Here is a 22,540-nt window from a genome sequence, read left to right as displayed (position 1 = left end):
CACGTCACCCCACCCGCAACAGCACCTCGGCACCGGGCTCGGCCCGCAGGCCGGGCACCTCCACCTCGGTGGCGAGCAGTTCGACGACGGCGCCGGCGTCCGTGGGGCGCAGCACCACCCCGAGCAGTCGCCCGCGGCTGCCGAGCACCTCGGCCACTCCGGCGGCACCCGCGTCCGGGGCCAGCGCGGACCGGCCATCCGCGGACCCGGCCCCCGCTGTCGTCCTGGTACTGCCCCCGGGGGAGTCCGCCGCGCCCTCCGCGACACCGAGGAGTTCCGCCCGCGTCCCCACCGTCAGCACCCGGCCCTCGCCCATCACGGCGATCCGGTCCGCCACGGTGAAGGCCTCGGCGTGGTCATGGGTCACGTACACGGCGGTCGTCCCCGTGCTCGTCAGGATCCTGCGCAGGTCCACGGCCAGGCGTTCGCGCAGCGCCCGGTCCAGGGCGGACAGCGGCTCGTCCAGCAGCAGCAGCCGCGGCCGGGTCGCCAGGGACCGGGCCAGGGCCACGCGCTGGGCCTGGCCGCCGGAGAGCGTCTGCACGGCGCGGTTCCCGTAGCCCTCCAGTCCCACGAGCCTCAGCATCTCGTCCACGCGTGCCCGCCGCTCGGCCCGGCTCAGCCCCGAGGTCTCCAATCCGTAGCCGATGTTCCGGGCCACCGACCGGTGCGGGAACAGCTGCCCGTCCTGGAACACCATCCCGCACTCACGTTCGTGCACGGGCACCTGGTTCATCCGCCGGCCGCGCATCCACACGGTTCCGGCGGACACCCTCTCCAGCCCGGCGATCCCGCGCAGCAGCGTCGACTTGCCCGAGCCCGAGGCGCCCAGCAGCGCGACGATCTCGCCGGCGTCGACGGCCAGGTCCACGTCCTGCACCGCCACGAACCCGTTCGGGTAGGCCACGGACACGCCCTCGCACACCAGCGCCCGCTCTGTCTCGACACCCATCAGAACCCCGCTCCCGTCCCGGCCGCGCCCCGCGGGCGCAACCGCTCACACACCAGCATCACCGTCGCGGTCAGCACCGCCAGGATCACCGACCCGGCCATCGCCATCCCGTAGTTGTCCTCCCCGGGCCGGCCCAGCAGGCGCACGATGAGCACCGGCAGGGTCTGGTAGTCGGGGGAGGCCAGGAACGTCGTCGCCCCGAACTCGCCCAGGGACACCGCGAACGCGAACCCTGCGGCCAGCCCGAGCCCGCGCACCAGGAACGGCCCGTCCACGGTCCGCAGCACCCGCCCGGGAGGGGCACCCAGCACGGCCGCGGCCTCCCGCAGCCGCGGGTCCACGGCCCGCAGCACCGGCACCAGCGAGCGGACGACGAGCGGCAGCGCGACCACGGCCTGGGCCAGCGGCACCAGCGCCCCCGAGTACGCCAACTGCGGGGCGGAGGCCACGAGGGACACCACGAACCCGAAGCCCACCGTCACCGCGGACACCCCCAGCGGCAGCATGATCGCCGCGTCGAACAACCGCTGGGCCCGCGCCGCCCACCGCGAGCGCACCGGCCGGGTCAGCAGCAGCGCCAGCGGCACCCCGACCACCAGCGTGATGACCGTGGCGTCCAGGGCGATCTTCACCGAGTGCTCCAGGGCCTGCAGCACCGTGGTCCCGCCGGCGAACCCGGACCCGGCGCTGGAACCGAGGAGCTCGTAGTTGCGCAGCCCCCACCCCTGGGAGGACTGGAAGGACCGCGCCACCAGCGCCACGATCGGCGCGGCGATCAGCAGCACCACGGTCAGCATCGTCACCGCGAACGGCACCGCGTCACCGCGCCGCAGCGGGTGGGACGTCGGCTCGCGCAACCGCAGTGCCGTCTCCGTCCCGGCGCGGAACCGGTTCGCCAGCGTCACCGCCAGGATCACCACCACGAACTGCAGCGTGGAGAACACCGCCGCCGTGCGCAGGTCCAGGAACGCCGTCGTCTGGATGTAGATCTCGGTCTCCAGGGTGCCCACGCCCGGCCGGCCCAGGGTCTGCACGATCCCGAACGCCGTGGAGCAGAACAGGAACACCAGCGACCCGGCCGAGGCGATCGCCGGCCCCAGCGCCGGGACGGTGACGGTCACGAACGTCCGCCACGGAGAGGCCCCGAGCATCCGGGCGGCCTCCCCGGTGCGCGGGTCCAGCGTGGACCACAGGGCCCCGACCTGGCGCACCACCACCGAGAAGTTGAAGAACACCATCGCCAGCACGACGGCCGTGAGCGTCTGGTCCAGCCCCAGGAACCCCAGCGGCCCGTTCTCGGCCAGCAGGGCCCGGAACGCGGTGCCCACCACCACCGTCGGCAGCACGAAGGGCACCGTGGACAACCCGCGCAGCAGGTTCCGCCCGGGGAACCGGCACCGGTACAGGACGTACGCCCCGGGCAACCCCAGCAGCAGCGATCCCAGCGTTCCGGCCACGGCCAGTCCCAGCGTCTGCCCCACGAGCCGCCACGTGCGCGACTCGGCCAGCACCTCGGCGAACGCGCTGAGGTCGAGCTGCCCGGCGGCGTCCGTCACGCCGCGGGCCAGCATCGACCCGACGGGCCACAGGAAGAACACCGCCAGGAACGCCAGCGGGACGGCGGCGACCACCGCCCACACCAGCCCCCGGCCCACCGGGCCGGCGGCACGCCTCCACCGTCCGGGCACGACGTCGGCTCGGTCACCGCCCGGCAGGGCGGTTCCGGTGTCCGGGGCCTGACCGGGCGCCGGCACCCGGGTGGGGGCCGGCGTCGGGACCAGGGCCGGGTCTCCCGGGACCAGGCTCATCCGTCGCGTCCTGTCCGGCGGGGCAGGCCGATCAGCTCGCTGCCTCGTAGAGCGCGTTCCAGTCCTCGCGCCAGGTCTCGCGCTTCTCGGCGATCTGCCGCAGGTCCGCCTCGATCGGGTCCTCAGCGAGGGTGGCGTTCTGCGCCCACTCGGCCGGCAGCTCGAGGGACTCGTCCACCGGGTACATGAACATGTTCTCCGGCAGCGAGGCCTGGAAGTCCTCGGCGAGCAGGAAGTCGATGAACGCCCGCGCGCCCTCCGGGTTCTTCGCGCCCTCGACGACGCCGGCGTACTCGACCTGGGTGGTGCAGGTGTCCTCGACGACCCCGGTGGCCGGGGCGAAGGCGGGGGAGGACGAGTAGCTGAGCACCAGCGGGTAGGCACCCTGGCCCTCGCCGGCGGAGAAGTCGGAGTAGTAGGCGTCCGACCAGCCGGCGGCGACCTTGGTGCCGCCTGCGAGCAGCCGCTGCCAGTAGTCCTGCCAGCCGTCCTCGCCCTTCTCGGTGACGGTGGCGGCCAGGAAGGCCAGGCCGGGGGAGGAGGTGACCGGGTTGGTGGTGACGAACAGCTTCGCGTACTCGGGCCGGGCCAGGTCCTCCAGGGTGGTCGGCGCGGCGAGGTCGTTCTCCGTGAACCATTCCCCGTCCACGTTGACGCAGACCTGGCCCTGGTCGATGGGGGTCAGCCGGTCCTGGACGACCAGGTCCTGGGCGGACTCCGGCAGTGCCCCGGAGGCGTACTCGGCGACGATGCCCTCGTCGATGACGCGCTGGGCCGAGAGGTTGTCGATGCCGTAGACCGCGTCCACGGTGGGATTGTCCTTGGACAGGATCAACTGGTTGACCAGGGTGCCGGCGTCGCCCGGGGCGGTGGTGGTGAGCTCGTAGCCGGACTCCTGCTCGAAGGCGGCGATCTGCTCCTCGGTGATGTTGAAGGAGTCGTGGGTCATCACGGTCACGGTGCCACCGGTGCCGGCTCCCGAGGCGCCGCTCGCGCCGTCGGTGGTGGCCGGCGTCGTGCCGTTGCCCGCGCCGGACTGGTCCGCGACCGAGCAGCCGGTCAGGGCCAGCGCGGCGATGCCCAGGGCCGCGAGGGCGCCACGGGCACGGTGTCTGCTGGTGGGCGCTGCGGAAAGGTGGTGCATGAGTTCCTCCAATACCTCTGGAGGGGACGGGGCGGCGGGTGCGCCGACCCGAGGAGAGAAAGCTCGACTTCCTTCGCCGGTGCTAACCGGGCAGGTTCGAGGGTCTGCGGTGTGCGCACTCTCAGCGCCGGCCTGGCGCTCCCCTGTCGTTGAACCTTCAGTCTAGTGCCGGGGGTCGGGCGGGGTCATCTCGTGACCGGGCCGTCGCGGCAGCACGAGGGGATCCACGCGGATCCCCCTGAGCGGCGCGCCCGCGGGAGAAGGCCCACCTCGGGGGATGGTCATGTCCGCGTGGAGCGGACCCCTTTTGCCCGCACCCCACCGGTCCCTAGGGTGGACGGATGAGCAAGTACACCACCACGAACCCGACCACCGGACAGATCGAGCGCGAGTTCCCCACCCTGCAGGACGGCGAGGTCGAGGGGATCCTGGCCCGCTCCCATGCCGCCCACGACGGCTGGCGGTCGACCTCCCCACAGGACCGGGCGAAGGTGCTGGCCGACGTGGCCCAGGCCTACCGCGACCGTGCCGAGGAACTGGGCCGGCTGATAGCCACCGAGATGGGCAAGCCGCTGCCCCAGGCCATCGGCGAGGCCAAGCTGGCCGGCAAGATCTACCAGTGGTACGCCGACCACGGGCCCGAACTGCTGGAGACGGAGACCCTGGACCCGCAGGGCGCCGTCGAGTCGATCGTGCAGACCACGCCGCTCGGGTCGCTCGTGGGCATCATGCCGTGGAATTACCCGTACTACCAGGTGGCCCGGTTCGCCGCGCCGAACCTGATGGCCGGCAACACGATCATCCTCAAGCACGCCCCCATCTGCGCCGCGTCCTCCGCGGTGATGGAGCAGATCCTGCACGAGGCCGGGGTCCCTCAGGACGCCTACATCAACGTCTACGCCACCAACGAGCAGGTCGCCACGATGATCGCCGACCCGCGCGTGCAGGGCGTCTCGCTCACCGGTTCGGAGCGCGCCGGCACTGCCGTCGCCAAGACCGCGGCCGAGAACCTCAAGAAGGCCGTGCTGGAACTCGGCGGCTCGGACGCGATGATCGTGTTGGACGACGTCGACGTCGAGTCGACGGCCAGGACGGCAGCGAAGGGGCGGCTCTCCAACGCCGGCCAGGCCTGCAACTCGCCCAAGCGCATGATCGTGCCGAACGACAAGCTCGACCAGTTCGTCGCCACCGTCGTGTCCACCTTCGAGAAGGCCGCGGTGGGCGATCCCACCCAGGAGGGCACCGCCGTCGGGCCACTGTCCTCCGTCACGGCACGGGACACGGTGGTCCAGCAGGTGCAGAAGGCCGTGGACCAGGGGGCGACCCTGCACACCGGCGGCCAGCCGCTGGACGGCGAGGGCGCCTTCATGGCCCCGGCCGTGCTGACCGGGGTCACCCCGGAGATGGACGCCTACTCGGAGGAGATCTTCGGACCGGTGGCCGTGGTCTACGGCGTGGACTCCGTGGAGGAGGCGCTCGAACTCGCCAACGACGTGAGCTTCGGCCTCAGTGGATCCGTCTGGAGCCAGGACATCGATCGCGCCCAGGAGGTCGCGGACGGCCTCGAGGTGGGCATGGCCTACGTCAACGAGCACGGCACCACGCTGCCCGGCCTGCCCTTCGGCGGTGTCAAGCGCTCGGGCTTCGGCCGCGAGCTCGGCCGCTGGGGGATGGGCGAGTTCGTCAACACCCGGTTGCGCCGCACCGCCGCCGCCAAGGGCTGACCCGGGCGGGGTGGGCGGGTCCTCAGAGGGTGAAGGCCCGGATGAGGGAGAGCACGAGCCCGCCCACCCCGATGACGATCAGGGTCGCCCCCAGGGACAGGCACACGCTGGTGATGGGCCGGCGACGCCCCAGGCTCATCAGCGTGGGCTTGTCCGGGCTCACGTAGGCCAGGGCGTGGTCCCTGCCGCCCAGGCGGGCGCGTTCCGGGGCACGGAGACGGCGTTCGTAGATGTCCTCGGCGGTGAACCACCGTGCCCGGGGCTGGTGCGGCTGGCCCATGATGACGATCTGCGTGGGGACGAACCCGCGGTCGGTGGAACGCAGGAGCATGCCCAGCACGAACAGGGGCAGCCCGATCCCCGGGCTGACCCAGGCGAGCACGTCTGCGGCGACGGCGAGGTCCTCGAGGCCGTTCACGCTTCAAGGCTAGTCTCAACCGACCGTGAACTGGGGGCTGCCCCGGTGAGCGTGCCGGGGACCGGCGCCGTCCGGCACGCGCCCGGGGTGTTCGCTGACGCGAGTCGACGAACACCCCGGTCTCGGCAGTCATGATCACGGCGCGCGTGGGTTACACCGGCGTGTCCCACCGCGCGGCGTGACCGTGACCCGAGAGCACGGTGCGCGGGGCGCCACCCGGGAGCACGACGCGCCGGCCGCGGCTCAGGCCGCCAGCGCCTCCGGCGTGCGCACCGGCGTCGCGCGCAGCCGGCCGTCCTCGACGGTCACCCGCACCGCGTCCCCCTCGGCCACGGCCTCGGAGACCAGCAGGTCAGCCACCCGGTCGTCCAGCTCACGCTGGATGACCCGGCGCAGCGGGCGCGCACCGTAGGCCGGTTCGTACCCGGCCTCGGCGATCCAGTCGCGGGCGGCGTCGTCGACCTCGAGCGCGATGCCCTGGGCGGCGAGCCGGGCCTCGGAGGCCCGCAGCTGCAGTCCCACGATCTCGCGCAGCTGCGCCGCCGAGAGCGGGGAGAACAGCACCGTCTCGTCGATCCGGTTCAGGAACTCCGGCCGCATGAACTCCTTCACCCGGCCCATCACCTTCTGGCGCACGTCCCGCTGGGCGGCCGCCGCGTCGGCGGAGGCGAACCCCAGGGACGTCCCGCCCGAGGACAGGAACTCGGAACCGAGGTTCGAGGTCATGATCAGCACCGTGTTGCGGAAGTCCACGGTGCGGCCCTGGCCGTCGGTGAGCCGGCCGTCGTCGAGCACCTGCAGCAGCAGGTTGAACACGTCCGGGTGGGCCTTCTCGATCTCGTCGAGCAGGATCACCGAGTACGGGCGGCGCCGGACCTGCTCGGTCAGCTGCCCGGCCTCGTCATAGCCGACGTACCCCGGAGGGGCACCGACCAGGCGCGAGACCGTGTGGCGCTCGCCGAACTCGGACATGTCGAACCGGACCATGGCGTGCTCGTCGTCGAACAGCGACTGTGCCAGCGCCTTGGCCAGCTCGGTCTTGCCGACCCCGGTGGGACCCAGGAACAGGAAGGACCCGACCGGCCGCGACGGGTCGGACATCCCGGTCCGGGACCGGCGGACGGACCGGGCGATCGCGGTGACCGCGTCGTCCTGGCCGACCACCCGGTGGTGCAGCTCATCCTCGAGCCGGGCCAGGCGCGACTTCTCGGCCTCGGTCATCCGCGCGGCCGGGATGCCGGTGGCGCGGGAGACCATCTCGGCGATGGCGCCCTCGTCGACGACGTCACCGGTCTGGCCCGCGTTCTGCCGTGCGGCGGCCTCGGCCAGTTGCTCGCTGATCCGGTTGACCTCGTCGCGGAGCTCGCCGGCACGCTCGTAGTTCTCGGCGTTGACGGCGGAGTTCTTCTCGGCCTCCAACCCGGCGAGCGTGGCGCGCAGCGCGTCGACGTCCACTGGCGCGCCGTCCTCGACCGGGCCGCGCCGCAGCGACAACCGCGCCCCGGCCTGGTCGATCAGGTCGATCGCCTTGTCCGGCAGGAACCGGTCGGTGATGTACCGGTCGGAGAGCACGACGGCGGCGCGCAGCGCCTCGTCCGTGTACGTCACCTGGTGGTGGTCCGCGTAGCGGCCGGCCAGTCCGGTCAGGATCTGCACGGTGTCCTCCACGGAGGGCTCCGGGACGGTGACCGGCTGGAAGCGGCGCTCCAGGGCGGCGTCCTTCTCGATCTTGCGGTACTCCTTGAGCGTGGTGGCGCCGACCATGTGCAGGTCCCCGCGGGCCAGCCGCGGCTTGAGGATGTTGCCGGCGTCCATGCCGCCGGACTCCCCGGAACCCCCAGCGCCGACGACAGTGTGCAGCTCGTCGATGAACACGATGGTGTTGCCGTCCTCGGCGATCTCATCCATCGCGGTGGTGAGCCGCTCCTCGAAGTCGCCGCGGTAGCGGGTGCCGGCGACCATGCCGGCCAGGTCCAGCGTGATGACGCGCCGGCCCCTGAGCTGGGCGGGCACCTCGTCGTCGGCGATGGCCTGGGCCAGGCCCTCGACGATGGCGGTCTTGCCGACGCCGGCTTCGCCGATCAGCACAGGATTGTTCTTGGTTCGGCGGGCCAGGACCTCGATGGTTTGCTCGATCTCGTCCTCGCGGCCGATCACCGGGTCCAGCCGGCCGGCGCGGGCCTCCTCGGTCAGGTCGAGGCCGAACTTCTCCAGCACGGATCCCTCGGCGCCGGTCTCGCCCTGGCCCTCACCCGGCCCCTGTCCCGGCTGGGCGTGCTGGGCCTGCTGCTGGGCGGCGGCCTGCAGCGACTGGGGGGTGACACCGGCCTGGGCCAGCAGGTGCCCGGCGGGGGAGTCCTGGTTGAGCACGAAGGCGAAGAACACGTGCTCCGGGTCGATGTACGTGGAGCCGAAGGCGCGGGCCACCTGATAGCCGTCCAGCAGGACCTTTTGCGCCGAGGCATTCAGCGCCGCGGACGTCTCCTCCTTGCCCTCGACGGGGGCGGGCAGGCGCTCGTCCACGGCCGCGATGAGGGCCTGGGGGTCGGCGCCGGAGGAGCGGACGCCGGCGGCGGCCGGATCCTCGCCGAGCATGGTGCGCAGGACGTGCAGGGCGTCGACCTCGGTCTGGCCGCGTTCGACGGCGAACCGCGCGGCGGCGGCGATGACGTCGTGGGTCCGCTTGCTCAGCAGGCGGGTGATGTCGACGGGGCGTCCCTGACGGCCCACCCGCTGACCCTGCAGGTAGCGGGTGAAGAATTCGTCGAAGGAATCGCCGTGGGAGCCGGCGGGGCCGAAGAATGCGGGCATTGGTCCTCCTCGAGACATGCTCAGCGAGAGTTGAGTGTGTTCAGCTCAAGTAACGCGGGTGCTCTTGGAAATGTTCCCGAATCACCGCGCGGAGGTCAAGAAAGTTGAGTCGAGGCGGCTCAAGATACGGCACGGCCCCCGGCGAGGATCGTCGGGGGCCGTGCTCAAGAGATCATTCCGTCAGTCGGTCTACCCCATCATGTGCATGATGACCTCGACGACGCCGGCGGCCGCGGCGAGCGTGACGACGCCGGTGATCGCCCAGAACGCGGCGACGTCGGTGCTCGGCGAACCGGTCAGCGCGGTCCGGCAGGCGGGAGTGAAGGAGGGCAGGAAAGCGGACATGAGCGTCCTCCATGAGTGGGATCTGAACCGGCCAAGATATGGCCTCTGGTCCTGCCCAGAGCGGGCATTGGGCAGGACATTACACGCGTCCCCGGGGGCGGGAAAACGCCACGCCGGGCGACACGCCGGATGAGACGCAACCGGTCCTAAACGGGTGCCGTTCCGACCTGTCGACGGTCCCGGAAACACCCCGCGACGAGGCGCTACCCAGGGGGCGGGGGCGCTTCCCGGTCCTCCGGGGCGGCGGTCCCCCAGTGCGCGTGCAGGGCGGTGATCGCCTCCGTGACCAGCGCGCTGCGGGTCACCCCGATCGGAAGGGCGGCCACCACGGAGTTCGTCCGGACGTTTCCCCTCAGGGGACGGAAAACCAGTGGTCTGCCCTCCGGGCTGGCCACCGCCGGCTGCATCAACAGGGAGTAGGCGAGGTTGCGGCCCACGACGTTGTGGATGGCCCCCACGCTCGCCGACCGGCAGCGCACATTCGGCTCCACTCCGGCCTTGGCATACTCGGCCAGGGTGCGCTGCAGGGCCGGCTCCTCGCTCATCAGCATGACCGGGTAGGGGGCCAGTTCCTCCAGGCTCACGGCCTCCCGGTCGGACAGTGGGTGCTCGGGGCTCAGCACGGCCCGCCGGCGCGCCTCCTGGAGCACCTCGGTGGCGCAGTCCGGCAGCGCCTGGGCCTCGTAGATCACGCTGAGCTGGGCCACGCCCGCCAGCATGAGTTGTTGCACCTCGGGACCGGCCGCCTCGATGAAGTCCAGTTCCACGGCCGGGTGCCGGCTGGTGAACCAGTCCAGCAGGGGAGGGATGACGTGCGGGGCCAGGGTCCTGAACACCCCCACGGTCAACCGGCCGGAGAGCCGGCCGTGCGCCCCCTCCACGGCGGAGCCGATGTCCGCGACCTGATCGACCACCTGCCGGGCGCGGGCGGCGACGACCTGCCCCTCCGCGGTCAGGGCGATGCCGCGGCCCCGACGCCGGATGGCCAGCGAGGCGCCCACGGCCTGTTCCAGCTGGGCCAGCGCCAGGCTGACGGCCGCCTGGGAGACGTGGCACCGCCTGGCCGCCTCCGTGATCGACCGGGTCTCCGCGATGGCGGCGAAGTACTCCAGTTGACGCAGGGTCAGCTCACTCATCAGTGCTCCTTATGACTCTCACTAGTTATCTTAGCTAGACAAATGTGATGCGCGCCACGAGGCTCGGATGTGAGCCCCATCACCCCCAGTCAGGAGTCAACGTGGAGCAGCACATGGACCGGCCCTACGTGGTCACCCTCGGCACGGCCGGCGGGCCGAGGTGGTGGAACGACCACCAGGGCCAGCCCCGCTTCGGGATCGCCACCGCCGTCGTGGTGAACGAGACGTGGTACCTCGTCGACTGCGGCCAGGGCGCCGGCCGCCAGGCCGCGGCCGCCGGACTGCGCATGGCCGACCTGGGCGGGATCTTCATCACCCACATGCACTCGGACCACACGGTGGACCTGCCGTCCCTGTTGCTCTTCGGGGCGTTCGAGCTGAAGAACGCACCCGCCGGGACCATCCCCGTCATCGGGCCGGGTGACCGCGGTAAGCTGCCGCCGTTGTCCCCCCGAGCCGCCTCCGTGCCGACGCCCATCGCCCCGGAGCGGCCCACCCCCGGGGTCGACGGACTGGTCCACGGCCTCCTGGCCGCCTACGCCACGGACTGCAACGACCGCATCTTCGACTCCCTGGCCAAGAGCCCGGCCGAGCAGTTCGAGCCCCGCGAGATCGAGCTGCCGGCGGACCTGGGCTTCGACCCGGACTCCGACGTCGCCCCGGAGATGGAGCCGATCGAGGTCTTCCGGGACGAGAACGTCACCGTCAGCGCCATCCTCGTCTCCCACCACCCCACTGCCCCGGCCTACGCCTTCCGGTTCGACACCGCAGCCGGTTCGGTCGTGATCTCGGGGGACACCGCCCCCTGCGCCAACATGGTGCGCCTGGCCCGGGGAGCGAGCCTGCTGCTGCACGAGGCCATCAACCTGGACATCCTGCAGGCGCAGTACACGGACGCCGAGATGATGCAGGCCACCATGGACCACCATCGCCGCGCCCACACCACGGCGGCCGAGGCCGGCAGCATCGCCGCCGCGGCCGGCGTCGGGCACCTGGCACTCCACCACCTCGTCCCCAGCTACTCACCGCCCGAGGCCTGGGACGAGGCCCGCACCACGTTCGACGGCCCCCTCAGTATCCCCGAGGACCTCGACGTCATCCCCTTCGGCGGCACCGGCGACACGCCGTCGCTGCAGGCCGTCGGCACCACTACGCTCAGCCTCTGACAGGAACCGAGGACATCCATGACGACTCAACCACCCACCCCGGCGACGCCGACGGGCACCTACCACGCCTCTCCGCGGGACATGCGCAGGATCCTCTTCTCGAGCTTCCTGGGCACCGCCGTGGAGTACTACGACTTCATCCTCTACGCCACGGCGGCAGGGATCGTCTTCAACCAGGTGTTCTTCTCCGGTCTCGACCCCGCTGCGGCCCTCTTCGTCTCCTTCGGCACCCTCGCCGCCGGCTACGTCGCCCGTCCGCTCGGCGGCCTCCTGTTCGGCCACCTGGGTGACCGCATCGGACGCAAGGCCATCCTGATCGGCACGGTCCTGATCATGGGCATCGCCTCCACCCTCATCGGCCTGCTGCCCACCTCCGAGCAGATCGGCGTCTGGGCGCCGATCCTGCTGGTGACCCTGCGCCTGGCGCAGGGCATCGCCGTCGGCGGGGAGTGGGGCGGGGCGATGCTGCTGGCCTTCGAGAACTCCAAGAAGGAGTCCCGCGGGTTCGCCGCGTCCTTCGCCTACATGGGCGCCCCCGCCGGCACGATCGTCGGCACGCTGATGCTCTCCCTGATGTCCATGCTGCCGCAGGACCAGTTCCTCAACTGGGGCTGGCGCGTGCCGTTCATCCTGTCGGCCGTGCTGATGGGCCTGGCGATCTTCATCCGCATGAAGGTCTCCGAGTCCCGCGTCTTCCAGGAGCTCTCCACGGCCGTGGAGGCCAAGAAGCGCCCCGTCCCCGCCGCGGAACTGTTCCGCGAACACCCCAAGTCCCTGCTGATCGCCATCGGCTCGGGCCTGTCCGGACAGATGGCGCAGGGCCTGATGGGTGCGTGGGCCATCTCCTTCGCGGTCCAGCAGGCCGTGCTGGCCCAGACCGAGGTGCTCAACATCAAGGCCCTCGGCGGCGTGGCCACCATCCTGATGATCATCATCGCCTCCCGGCTCTCCGACCGCCTGGGCCGGCGCAAGGTGCTCATCTGGGGCAACCTGGCCGCCATCGCACTCGCCTTCCCGGTGATGTCCCTGTTGGAGATGGGATCCACCGTGGCCTTCATGCTGGCGATCTTCCTGGGCCTGTCCGTGATCCAGGGCTTCACCTCGGGGCCGTACGGCGCCTTCGTCGGCGAGCTGTTCCCCACCTCGGTGCGCTACTCCGGCACCTCGATCGGCTATCAGCTGGCCTCCACGCTGGGTGCCGGTTTCACCCCGATGATCGCCACGGCCCTGGTCATGGCCGGCGGCGGATCCCTGTGGCTGGTGGCCTGCCTGTGGATGGCCTTCTCGGCCATGAGCCTGGTGTCCCTGCTGGCAGCCCGTGACCGCTCGACGGAGGACATCCAGGAACTGGACGGACCCACCGTCGCCGCCGGTTCGGAGGTCACCGCTCCTGCCGCCGCGCCGGCCGAGGCCACCGTGGTCCGTTCCTGAGCCCCGGTCCCCGGCCGTGCCCGCGGGGCCGGCCGGGGACACGACGACGGCGGCGGCACCCCAGGGGTGCCGCCGCCGTCGTGTCAGCGGAGCGCGGTGGGCTCGGTGGCCCGGTCGGTCAGCGTCCCATGGGGGCGTCCCGGGCCGCGTCATCGTCCTCGGACGCGAGGTCCGCGCCCGTCTCCTCGAGGGCAGGATCGCGGTGCCCGCCCTGGTCCAGGTATTCCTGGGAGGACTCGAACTCCGGGGTGTCGAAGGTCTCGCCGGCCAGGGGATCGCCGGCGGTGTCCGCGAGCTCGGCGGCCCCCGTCTGCGGGTTGACCGTGATCTCGCTGGGCCGCACCCGGCGGTAGGAGATGATGTGCTTGTCCGGCTCGTCGCCGGGGGTGGGCACCACGGTGGCCAGGCCGCTGAGGGACATCGACGCCCCGCCCAGGCCGCGGAACACCTCCCGGCCGTAACGGTGCGGCTTGGCCGCGTCCACGGCGGCTGCCCCCAGCCGCCCGACGGCCTCGTCCCGCCGGGGCGCTCCCGCCGGCGCCGCACCCGCCGGAGCGACCGCGCCGGCCGTCGTCGGGGTCTGGGGCGCCGCCTCGCCCTCCGGCAGGATGACCTCGATGTGCTGCGGCATGGACAGTGTCTCGTGCCGGAAGGCCCGCAGCAGCGAGATGCACGCGATCACCAGGATCACCGAGAACGGTGCCGCCGTGGACACGGCCAGCGTCTGCAGGGCCGTCATGGCCACGTCGCCGCCGGCCACGAGCAGGGCCGCCGCGGCCACGCCCACCAGGACGGACCAGAACACGCGCGTCACGACCGGGGTGGACGTCGCTCCGCCGTGGGCCATCATGTCGATCACCAGGGATCCCGAGTCGGAGGAGGTGACGAAGAAGAAGATCACCACGACCATGGCCAGGATGCCCAGGAACATGCCGGCCGGGAAGTGGTCGAACAGCTGGAACAGGGCGGTGGTGCTGTTCACCGTCTGCTCACCGGTCTCCGCGTCCGCCACCGTGATCTCCCGGCCCGTCTGCTGGTACAGGATGCCGGTGTTGCCGAAGATCGTGAACCAGACCAGGCTCACCAGGGTGGGCGCCAGCAGGACGCCCACGACGAACTCGCGGATGGTGCGTCCGCGCGAGATGCGCGCGATGAACATGCCCACGAAGGGCGCCCACGACGTCCACCAGCCCCAGTAGGCGATGGTCCAGATGCCCTCCCAGTTGTCCTCGGAGAACGGCCCGACGTGCAGGGCGGTCTGCGGCAGCTGGCTCAGGTACTGGCCCAGGTTCTCGGGGATGGACTGCAGCAGGAAGATCGTCGGGCCCAGGACGAACACGAGCAGCGCCAGGACGGCGGCCAGGGACATGTTCAGGTTGGACAGCCACTTCAGGCCCTTGTGCACCCCGGAGACCACGGACCACGTGGCGATGAGGGTCACCACGGCGATGAGCCCGATGACCAGCGCGGGGGAGCGCTCCATCCAGCCGTAGAACTCGATCCCGTCGACCACCTGGCTGACGCCGAAGCCGAAGGAGGTGGCCACGCCGAACAGTGTCCCGACGATCGCGATGACGTCGATGACGTGGCCGATCCAGCCCTCCACGCGCTGGCGGCCGATCAGCGGCTCCACCAGCCAGCGCACGGACATCGGGCGGCCGCGGCGGAAGGACATGTACGCCAGCCCCAGGCCGACGACGGCGTAGATCCCCCAGGGGTGCAGGCCCCACTGGAGCATCATCAGGCCCACGGACTCGCGGGCGGCGTCCGTGGACAGTGGCTCGTTCCCGAAGGCACCGGGCGGTGCCACGTAGTTCCACAGCGGCTCGGCCACGCCGAAGAACACCAGGCCGATGCCCATGCCGGCGCTGAACAGCATGAGGAACCAGGACAGCAGGCCGAACTCGGGGCGTTCGTCGTCCCGGCCCAGCCGGATGCGTCCCACCTTGGAGATCGCGCAGTACAGCACGAACACCAGGAAGGCGTTCACGGCGATGACGTACCACCAGCCGACGCCGCTCGTGATGGCCTCGTTGAGCTCGGTCGTCGCCTCGGTGAGGGCGTCGCCGGCCACGTTGGCGAAGACGATCGAGGCCACGACGAGGCCGATGATGATCAACGCCGCGGGGATGAAGACCGGCTTGAGGATCTTCGCGCGGGGCGTGGCCGGGGTGCCGGCGCTCGAGTCGTCGGACAGCGTGTGGGGCGGCCCGGGAACGGGGGAGGACATGTGTCGCCTTTCGGGGCGGGATGGACGGATCAGGGACCCGGTGAGGCTAACAGTCCTGCTCGGTCACCATCCGGGCACCGTGATCCGGCCCACGTGGCCTCCCCGGGAGCCTATTCCCCCAGCGCCTCCTCGATCGCGCCGCGCATCCTGCCGGGCGCCGTCGTGGGGGCGAAGCGCTCGATCACGCGGCCGTCCCGGCCGATGAGGAACTTCGTGAAGTTCCACTTGATCGCGTCCCCCAGCAGGCCGGAGGTCTCCTGACGCAGCCAGCCGAACAGTGGATGGGCGCCGGAGCCGTTGACCTCGACCTTGGCGAACATGGGGAAGTCCACCCCGTAGTTCAGCTGGCAGAACTCGCTGGCCTCGGCATCCGTGCCCGGCTCCTGGTGGGCGAACTGGTTGCAGGGGAAGCCCAGCACCACCAGCCCGCGGTCCCTGTACTGCGCGTAGAGCTCCTGCAGCCCCTCGAATTGCGGGGTCAGGCCGCACTTGCTCGCGGTGTTGACCACGACGGCCACCTGCCCGGCGTACTCGGACAGCGGCTGGTCGGTGCCCGCGGCGGTGCGGGCCGTGAAGTCGTGCAGGGTGCTCATCAGTCCTGCACCACCGTGACGTGGACGTCGATGTTGCCGCGGGTGGCGTTGGAGTACGGGCAGACCTGGTGGGCCGCATCGGCCAGCTCCTGGGCCTCGTCCCGCGGGAGATCGGGGATGACCACCTCGAGGGTCACCTCGAGGCCGAACCCACCGGCGTCGTTGGGGCCGATGCCCACCCGGGCCCCGACGCTGGACTCGCCGAGGTTCTTCTTGGCCTGGCGGGCCACCATCTGCAGGGCGGAGTGGAAGCAGGCCGCGTAGCCGGCGGCGAACAGCTGCTCGGGATTCGCGCCGTTGCCGGTGCCGCCCATCTCCTTCGGCGCGGCCAGGTCCAGGCTCAGGGTGCCGTCGGCGGTCCGGGTGTGGCCGTCGCGGCCGCCGCCGGTGGCCAGGGCCTCTGCGGTGTAGATCGTCTTCATGGGGTCTCCTTCAGTGGGTGGATCGGGGGTGGATCGGGTGAATCGGGTGGGTGAGGGGGCCTCAGGCTTCGGGGCCCACGAAGCGCCGGGACAGGTCCCGCAGCGCCAGGAGTTCCGCGGGAGCCAGCGTGACCGCCTCCAGCAGGCACCGCTGGACGTCCGCCGCCCGCTCCCGCAGGGCATCACCGGCGGGGGTCAGGCTGACGAGCACCCGGCGGGAGTCGACGTCGGCGCGTTCGCGGGCGATGAACCCGTGGGCCTCCAGCCGGCGCAGCAGGGGAGAGAGCGTGCCGCTGTCCAGGTGCAGGCGCTCGCCCAGGGCCGTGACGGTCAGCCCGTCCTGCTCCCAGAGCACGAGCAGCACGAGGTACTGCGGGTAGGTCAGGCCGAGCTCGTCCAGCAGGGGGCGGTAGGCCTGCTGGGCCGCGCGGGCGGCCGAGTACAGGGCGAAGCAGACCTGGTCCTCGAGGTGCAGGTTCGGTGTCGCGGCGGTGCTCATGCCTAAAGTATTGCGCACAATTCAATTGAGCACAATGTTTTGGGAGTGAGGCGCGGCCACCAGTGTGGTCACTGGTCCGGCCACCGGTGCCCCCGGTTCCTCCACGCCTCCGGGGCCCCGGCTGTTCCCGGCGCCGCCGTCCTCCGCCACCATGAGGGTGTAACGCCTCATCCCCGAGGAGGAGCCGTGGCCACCCATCACACGCCGCCGGCGTCGGGCCCGCGGGTCGTGCGCGCCCCGCGCGGGACGCGGATCACCGCCCGGTCCTGGCAGACCGAGGCGGCCAAGCGGATGCTCATGAACAACCTGGACCCCGAGGTGGCCGAGCGCCCCGAGGACCTGGTCGTCTACGGCGGAACGGGCCGGGCCGCGCGGTCCTGGGAGGCCTTCGACGCGATCGTGCGCACGCTCGACACCCTCGGAGCGGACGAGACCCTGCTCGTCCAGTCGGGCAAGCCGGTGGGGGTGCTCACCACCCACGAATGGGCCCCGCGGGTGCTCATCGCCAACTCCAACCTCGTCGGGGACTGGGCCACCTGGGAGCACTTCCGGGCCCTCGAGACCGAGGGGCTGATGATGTACGGCCAGATGACGGCCGGGTCCTGGATCTACATCGGCACCCAGGGCATCCTGCAGGGCACCTTCGAGACCTTCGCCGCCGTCGCCCGCAAGCGCTTCGGCGGGACGCTGGCGGGCACCCTGACCCTCACCGCCGGCTGCGGCGGGATGGGCGGGGCGCAACCGCTGGCCGTGACCCTCAACGGGGGAGCCTGCCTCATCGTCGACGTCGACGCGGCCCGGCTGCGCCGCCGCCGGGACCAGCGTTACCTGGACGAGATCGCCCCGGACCTGGACACCGCCGTGCACCGTGTCCTGGCCGCCCGGGCGGAGGGGCGGGCCCTGTCGGTCGGGCTGGTCGGCAACGCTGCCGAGGTGCTGCCCGAGCTGCTGGACCGGAGGCTCCCGGCCGACGTCGTCACCGACCAGACCTCCGCCCACGACCCGCTGTCCTACCTGCCGGTGGGCGTGGACGTCGACTCCTGGCGGGCCGAGGCCGCGCAGGACGCGGAGAAGTTCACCCGGCGGGCGCGGGAGTCGATGGCCCGCCACGTGGAGGCGATGGTCGGGTTCGCCGACCGCGGCGCAGAGGTCTTCGACTACGGCAACTCGATCCGCGACGAGGCCCGCACGGCCGGGTACGACCGCGCCTTCGCCTTCCCCGGCTTCGTGAAGGCCTATATCCGCCCGCAGTTCTGCGAGGGGCGCGGCCCGTTCCGGTGGGTGGCGCTGTCCGGAGACCCGGCCGACATCGCCGTCACGGACCGTGCCCTGATGGAGCTGTTCCCGGACCACGCGGACCTGCACCGGTGGCTGCGGGCCGCCGCCGAGCACGTCGAGTTCCAGGGGCTGCCCGCCCGGATCTGCTGGTTGGGCTACGGCGAGCGGGCCCGGGCCGGGCTGCTGTTCAACCGCCTCGTGGCCGAGGGCAGGGTCTCGGCCCCGATCGTCATCGGCCGCGACCACCTCGATTCCGGGTCGGTGGCCAGCCCCTACCGGGAGACCGAGGGGATGCTGGACGGCACCGACGCCGTGGCCGACTGGCCGCTGCTCAACGCCCTCGTCAACACCTCCTCGGGCGCCACCTGGGTGTCCATCCACCAGGGCGGCGGCGTGGGGATGGGCCGGTCGATCCACGCCGGCCAGGTCTGCGTGGCCGACGGGACCGAGCTGGCCGCCCGGAAGCTGGAACGGCTGCTGACCAACGACCCCGCCACGGGCGTGATGCGCCACGTGGACGCCGGTTACGACCGGGCGCGGGAGGTCGCCGCCGAACGCGGGGTGCGGATCCCGATGGCCGAGGGTCCCGATGCACCCGTCCGGCCCGGGGAGCCCGGCGGGAACGGGACCTGATGCGCACCGTCGTGACGGACATCGCCGAGCTGGTGACCAACGATGCCGGCGCCCCCGGCCTGCTGGGCATCGTCACCGACGCCACCCTGCTCCTCGAGGACGGCCGGGTCCGCTGGGCCGGTCCGGCCGCCGAGGCCCCGATCGAGGCGGCCCTGGCAGAGGAGGGCATCAGCGCCGGCGGCGGTGCGGTCCTGCCGGGGTTCGTCGACAGCCACACCCACCTCGTGTTCGCCGGGGACCGCTCGGCGGAGTTCGCCGCCCGCATGGCCGGTCAGCCCTACACGGCCGGCGGCATCACCGCCACGGTGGCCGCCACCCGGGCGGCCGGCACGGCAGAGCTCGAGGAGAACCTCGTCGGCCTGCTCCGGCAGGCCGAGCGCTCCGGCACCACCACGGTGGAGGTCAAGACCGGGTACGGGCTGAGCCTGGAGGAGGAACTGCGCGCCCTGGGCATCATCAACCGGCACACGGAGGACTCCACCCTGCTGGCCGCCCACGTGGTCCCGCCGGAGTACCGCGACGATCCCGAGGGCTATGTCGACCTGGTGGTCGAGCGGATCATCCCGGCGGCGGCCGGCCGGGCCCGGTGGGTCGACGCGTTCTGCGAGGCGGGGGCCTTCACCGAGGCCCAGTGCGCCCGCGTGCTCACGGCCGGCCGGGAGCACGGGATGATGCCCCGGCTGCACGCGAACCAGCTCACCGGCGGCGGCGCGCTGCAGCTTGCCGCGCGCCTGGGCTGTGCCTCGGCCGATCACGCCACGTTCGCCTCCGAGGCCGACCTGGCCGCCCTGGCGGACGCCGGCACCGTGGTGACCCTGCTGCCCGGCGCCGAGTTCTGCACCCGCCAGCCCTACCCGGACGCCCGCCGCTACCTCGCCGCCGGCGTCACCCTCGCCCTGGCCACCGACTGCAACCCCGGCTCGAGCTTCACCAGCAGCATGCCCTTCTGCATCGCCGTGGCCGTGCGGGACATGCACTTCACCGTGGACCAGGCGGTGTGGGCCGCGACCGCCGGGGGAGCGGCCGCCCTGCGCCGGCCCGACGTCGGCCGCCTCACCGCCGGCGCCCGCGCCGACTTCATCGTCCTGGACGCGCCCAGCCACCGGTACCTGGCCTACCGGCCCGGGGTCGACCTCGTCCGGCGGGTGTACCGGGGCGGTCGCCTGATCGCGGCGGGGCAGGACTTCCCGTGACGCCGATCGAGCTGGACCCGGACGCCCTGAGCCTGCGTGACGTCGTTGCCGTGGCCCGGTACGGGGCGCCGGTGAGGATCGGCGCCGCCACGCTCGACCGGGTCCGGGCGGCCCGGCAGCACGTCGACCGGCTCGCCGGGGCCGCACGCCCCGTCTACGGGGTCTCCACCGGGTTCGGGGCCCTGGCCCAGCGGCACATCCCCGGTGCGCTGCGCGGCCGGCTGCAGCGGTCCCTGGTCCGCTCGCACGCCGCCGGGATGGGCCGGCCGGTGGAGCGGGAGGTGGTGCGCGCGCTGATGCTGTTGCGGGCCCGCACCATGGCCACCGGCCGGACCGGCGTGCGGCCCGAGACGCTGACCGGCTACGTGGCGGTCCTCAACGCCGGGATCACCCCGGTGGTCCGCGAGTACGGCTCGCTCGGGTGCTCGGGGGACCTGGCGCCGCTCGCGGCGTGCGCCCTGGTGCTGACGGGTGAGGGCGAGGTCCTGGACGCCGAGGACCGGGCCGTCCCTGCCGCCGGCGCCCTGGCGGACGCCGGGATCACCCCGGTGCGGCTCGAGGAGAAGGAGGGCCTGGCGCTGGTCAACGGCACGGACGGGATGCTGGGCATGCTGGTCCTGGCGCTGGACGACCTGGAGAACCTGCTGACGGTGGCGGACCTGTCCGCCGCGGCGAGCGTGGAGGCGTTGCTGAGCACCGACCAGGTGTTCCGGCCGGAGGTGCTGGGGCCCCTGCGCCCCTACGAGGGGCAGACGACCAGCGGGGCCAACATGTTCGCCGCCCTGAGGGGTTCGGCCATCGTGGCCTCGCACCGGGAGTCCGACCACCTGGTGCAGGACGCCTATTCGCTGCGCTGCGCCCCGCAGGTGACCGGCGCCGCCCGGGACACCCTGGCCTTCGCCGAGCAGGTGGCCGGGCGCGAGCTCCGGGCCGCGATCGACAACCCGGTGGTGCTCGACGACGGGTCCGTCTCCTCGAACGGGAACTTCCACGGCGCCCCGCTGGCCCACGCCCTGGACTTCCTGGCCATCGTGGCGGCCGACGTGGCCTCGATCGCCGAGCGGCGGACGGACCGGCTGATGGACGTCGCCCGGAACCAGGGCCTGCCCCCGTTCCTGGCGGACGACCCGGGCGTGGACTCGGGGCTGATGATCGCGCACTACACGCAGGCCGCGATGGTCGCCGAGACCAAGCGGCTGGCGGTGCCGGCCAGCGTGGACTCGATCCCCAGCTCGGCGATGCAGGAGGACCACGCGTCCATGGGCTGGCACGCCGGACGGAAGCTGCGCACGGCCCTCGAGAACCTGGCCGCCGTGCTCGGCGTCGAGCTCTACGCGGCCACCCGCGCCCTCGAGCTGCGCGGGGCCGCGCCGGCACCGGTCACCGGGGCACTCCTGCGGCTGGTGCGCGGCAGGGTGCCCGGGCCCGGGCCGGACCGGTTCCTGTCCCCGGACCTGGCCGCGGTGGTCGAGCTGGTCACCAGCGGGGCGGTCGTGGCCGCCGCGGCCGAGGCCATGGACCTCGGCCACACACTGACCGACTGGGCGCCGCGGGTCTGGCCGGACCGGGAGGGGGACGGGGGACATGCCTGAGGGACCGGCTCCGGACGCGCGGGGTGAGGCGTGGTCCGGTCGCTCCGACGGCCCGGGGCCGGAACACCGGCGCTGGCACGACGTGGTGCGCGGGCCGGGGGCCGTCCACCCGTCTGAGGTGCCGGGCCCGCCCGGTGGCTCGAACCTTTCCGGGGTGTCGGCGACGACCGCCCTCATCGGCTTCGCCAGTGACGAGGGCGTCCGCCGCAACCACGGACGGCCCGGCGCGGCCGCCGGCCCGGCGGCGTTGCGCCGGGCCCTCGCCCCCCTGGCGGTGCACGGCGAGTTCGGCCTCCACGACGCCGGTGACGTCACCGTGGCCGGCGAGGACCTCGAGTCCGCCCAGGAGGAGCTGGGCCACCGGGTGGCGCGGCTGCTGGAGGACCACCGGCTGGTCGTCGTGCTCGGGGGCGGCCACGAGGCGGCCTACGGCAGCTACCTGGGCCTGGCCGCCTCGTCCCGCCTGTCTGCCTCGTCCCGTCTGGCCGCCTCGTCCGGTGAGGCTCCCACGTCTCGCGGGGCCGGCGGCCGGCTCGGGATCCTGAACCTCGACGCGCACTTCGACCTGCGGGCCGCGGACCGGGCCACCTCCGGAACACCGTTCCGGCAGATCGCCGAGGCCGAGGCCGCCGCCGGGCGCCCCTTCGGCTACGCGGTGCTCGGCATCAGCCCGCCGAACAACACCCGCGCGCTGTTCGACACCGCCGAGCGCCTCGGGGCGCACCACCTCACCGACGAGGACTGTATGGACCGGCCGGAGCGCGTGGCGGCGTTCGTCGATGACGTGCTGGACCGGGCCGACGTCATCCACCTGAGCGTCGACCTGGACGTGTTGCCGGCCGCCGTCGCCCCCGGGGTGAGCGCCCCGGCCGGGTTCGGCGTGCCGGTCCACGTCATCCATGCCGTCTGCCGGCAGGTGGCCGCCAGCGGCAGGACGGCGGTGCTGGACGTCGTCGAGCTCAATCCGCGGTTCGACGTCGACGGCCGCACGGCCCGGACGGCCGCCCGGCTGATCACGACCGTGGTCCACGCCGCGGCCGCACAGCGGGCACCGGGGCCGGATGACCAGCCCGAGCCGGGGCGAGCCCACGCAGCCGGGGCCACGGCACGGGGCGCTGATCCCTTCCGCTTCCCGCGGCCGCGGTCCTAGGGTGGCTTCTCAACC

Annotated in this window: 18 protein-coding genes and 1 riboswitch; of the genes, 7 read left to right on the top strand and 11 right to left on the bottom strand. The window is 72.4% G+C overall.

The window, feature by feature from the left end; translation table 11 throughout:
• Positions 1-4 precede the first annotated feature (4 nt).
• Genes CITRI_RS17590 through CITRI_RS0112035 form a run of 3 tightly spaced genes read right to left on the bottom strand, consistent with a single transcriptional unit; the run spans position 5 to position 3,904 of the window.
• Positions 5-952 carry an ABC transporter ATP-binding protein gene (locus tag CITRI_RS17590; protein WP_010145083.1) on the bottom strand — a complete coding sequence of 316 codons (948 nt, stop codon included), beginning with the start codon at positions 950-952 and terminating at the stop codon, positions 5-7.
• Entirely contained in the window at positions 952-2,760 is a 1,809-nt protein-coding gene (locus CITRI_RS0112040; protein ID WP_010145082.1) for an iron ABC transporter permease, read from the bottom strand. The genes CITRI_RS17590 and CITRI_RS0112040 overlap by 1 nt, the downstream gene beginning before the upstream one ends.
• Before the next feature lie 31 nt (positions 2,761-2,791).
• Positions 2,792-3,904 (bottom strand): thiamine ABC transporter substrate binding subunit, encoded by a 1,113-nt coding sequence (locus CITRI_RS0112035; RefSeq protein ID WP_010145081.1) that lies wholly within the window; start codon positions 3,902-3,904, stop codon positions 2,792-2,794.
• 51 nt (positions 3,905-3,955) lie between these two features.
• Positions 3,956-4,059: riboswitch (TPP riboswitch) on the bottom strand.
• A gap of 186 nt (positions 4,060-4,245) precedes the next feature.
• Between CITRI_RS0112035 and CITRI_RS0112030 the strand changes: the two genes are divergently transcribed.
• Complete coding sequence (locus tag CITRI_RS0112030; RefSeq protein WP_010145080.1) at positions 4,246-5,628, top strand: NAD-dependent succinate-semialdehyde dehydrogenase; 1,383 nt, start codon at positions 4,246-4,248, stop codon at positions 5,626-5,628.
• Between the two features lie 22 nt (positions 5,629-5,650).
• Here the strand turns inward: CITRI_RS0112030 and CITRI_RS0112025 are convergent, their stop codons facing one another.
• The 4 genes from CITRI_RS0112025 to CITRI_RS0112010 all read right to left on the bottom strand — a co-directional run bounded on the left by CITRI_RS0112025 (position 5,651) and on the right by CITRI_RS0112010 (position 10,338).
• Positions 5,651-6,046 (bottom strand): hypothetical protein, encoded by a 396-nt coding sequence (locus CITRI_RS0112025; RefSeq protein ID WP_010145079.1) that lies wholly within the window; start codon positions 6,044-6,046, stop codon positions 5,651-5,653.
• A 243-nt stretch (positions 6,047-6,289) separates the two neighbouring features.
• Complete coding sequence (locus CITRI_RS0112020) at positions 6,290-8,857, bottom strand: ATP-dependent Clp protease ATP-binding subunit (RefSeq protein WP_010145078.1); 2,568 nt, start codon at positions 8,855-8,857, stop codon at positions 6,290-6,292.
• 189 nt (positions 8,858-9,046) lie between these two features.
• On the bottom strand, positions 9,047-9,202 hold the full coding sequence (locus tag CITRI_RS19675) for a hypothetical protein (protein ID WP_157998927.1): 156 nt from the start codon (positions 9,200-9,202) through the stop codon (positions 9,047-9,049).
• 203 nt (positions 9,203-9,405) lie between these two features.
• Complete coding sequence (locus CITRI_RS0112010; RefSeq protein ID WP_010145076.1) at positions 9,406-10,338, bottom strand: LysR family transcriptional regulator; 933 nt, start codon at positions 10,336-10,338, stop codon at positions 9,406-9,408.
• A 101-nt stretch (positions 10,339-10,439) separates the two neighbouring features.
• Here CITRI_RS0112010 and CITRI_RS0112005 point away from each other — a divergent pair, with 101 nt between their 5' ends.
• Both CITRI_RS0112005 and CITRI_RS0112000 read left to right on the top strand, forming a co-directional pair.
• Positions 10,440-11,504 carry an MBL fold metallo-hydrolase gene (locus CITRI_RS0112005; RefSeq protein WP_010145075.1) on the top strand — a complete coding sequence of 355 codons (1,065 nt, stop codon included), beginning with the start codon at positions 10,440-10,442 and terminating at the stop codon, positions 11,502-11,504.
• A gap of 18 nt (positions 11,505-11,522) precedes the next feature.
• Positions 11,523-12,935 (top strand): MFS transporter, encoded by a 1,413-nt coding sequence (locus tag CITRI_RS0112000; protein ID WP_010145074.1) that lies wholly within the window; start codon positions 11,523-11,525, stop codon positions 12,933-12,935.
• A gap of 118 nt (positions 12,936-13,053) precedes the next feature.
• On the opposite strand, the gene CITRI_RS0111995 is transcribed toward CITRI_RS0112000, so the two are convergent.
• From CITRI_RS0111995 to CITRI_RS0111980, 4 genes are all read right to left on the bottom strand, one after another.
• Positions 13,054-15,165, bottom strand: a complete 2,112-nt coding sequence (locus tag CITRI_RS0111995) for a BCCT family transporter (RefSeq protein ID WP_010145073.1) — start codon at positions 15,163-15,165, stop codon at positions 13,054-13,056.
• A 110-nt stretch (positions 15,166-15,275) separates the two neighbouring features.
• Positions 15,276-15,758, bottom strand: coding sequence for a glutathione peroxidase (locus CITRI_RS0111990; protein ID WP_010145071.1), 483 nt, complete (start codon positions 15,756-15,758; stop codon positions 15,276-15,278).
• Positions 15,758-16,180, bottom strand: coding sequence for an organic hydroperoxide resistance protein (locus CITRI_RS0111985; protein WP_010145070.1), 423 nt, complete (start codon positions 16,178-16,180; stop codon positions 15,758-15,760). Before CITRI_RS0111985 ends, CITRI_RS0111990 begins: the two co-directional genes overlap by 1 nt.
• 61 nt (positions 16,181-16,241) lie before the next feature.
• Positions 16,242-16,679, bottom strand: coding sequence for a MarR family winged helix-turn-helix transcriptional regulator (locus CITRI_RS0111980; RefSeq protein WP_010145069.1), 438 nt, complete (start codon positions 16,677-16,679; stop codon positions 16,242-16,244).
• Between the two features lie 186 nt (positions 16,680-16,865).
• Between CITRI_RS0111980 and hutU the strand changes: the two genes are divergently transcribed.
• The 4 genes from hutU to hutG are packed head-to-tail and all read left to right on the top strand — an operon-like array spanning position 16,866 to position 22,525.
• Positions 16,866-18,590: a urocanate hydratase gene (gene hutU, locus CITRI_RS0111975; RefSeq protein ID WP_010145068.1), complete on the top strand. Its 1,725-nt coding sequence runs from the start codon at positions 16,866-16,868 to the stop codon at positions 18,588-18,590.
• Positions 18,590-19,783, top strand: coding sequence for an imidazolonepropionase (gene hutI / locus CITRI_RS0111970; protein ID WP_010145067.1), 1,194 nt, complete (start codon positions 18,590-18,592; stop codon positions 19,781-19,783). Before hutU ends, hutI begins: the two co-directional genes overlap by 1 nt.
• Positions 19,780-21,375 (top strand): histidine ammonia-lyase, encoded by a 1,596-nt coding sequence (hutH, locus tag CITRI_RS0111965; protein WP_010145066.1) that lies wholly within the window; start codon positions 19,780-19,782, stop codon positions 21,373-21,375. The genes hutI and hutH overlap by 4 nt, the downstream gene beginning before the upstream one ends.
• Entirely contained in the window at positions 21,368-22,525 is a 1,158-nt protein-coding gene (gene hutG / locus CITRI_RS0111960) for a formimidoylglutamase (protein WP_010145064.1), read from the top strand. Before hutH ends, hutG begins: the two co-directional genes overlap by 8 nt.
• The last annotated feature ends 15 nt before the right edge of the window (positions 22,526-22,540 follow it).

This window comes from Citricoccus sp. CH26A (assembly GCF_000224415.1).
Lineage (GTDB): Bacteria > Actinomycetota > Actinomycetes > Actinomycetales > Micrococcaceae > Citricoccus.
This window is presented reverse-complemented; position numbering and strand designations above follow the sequence as displayed.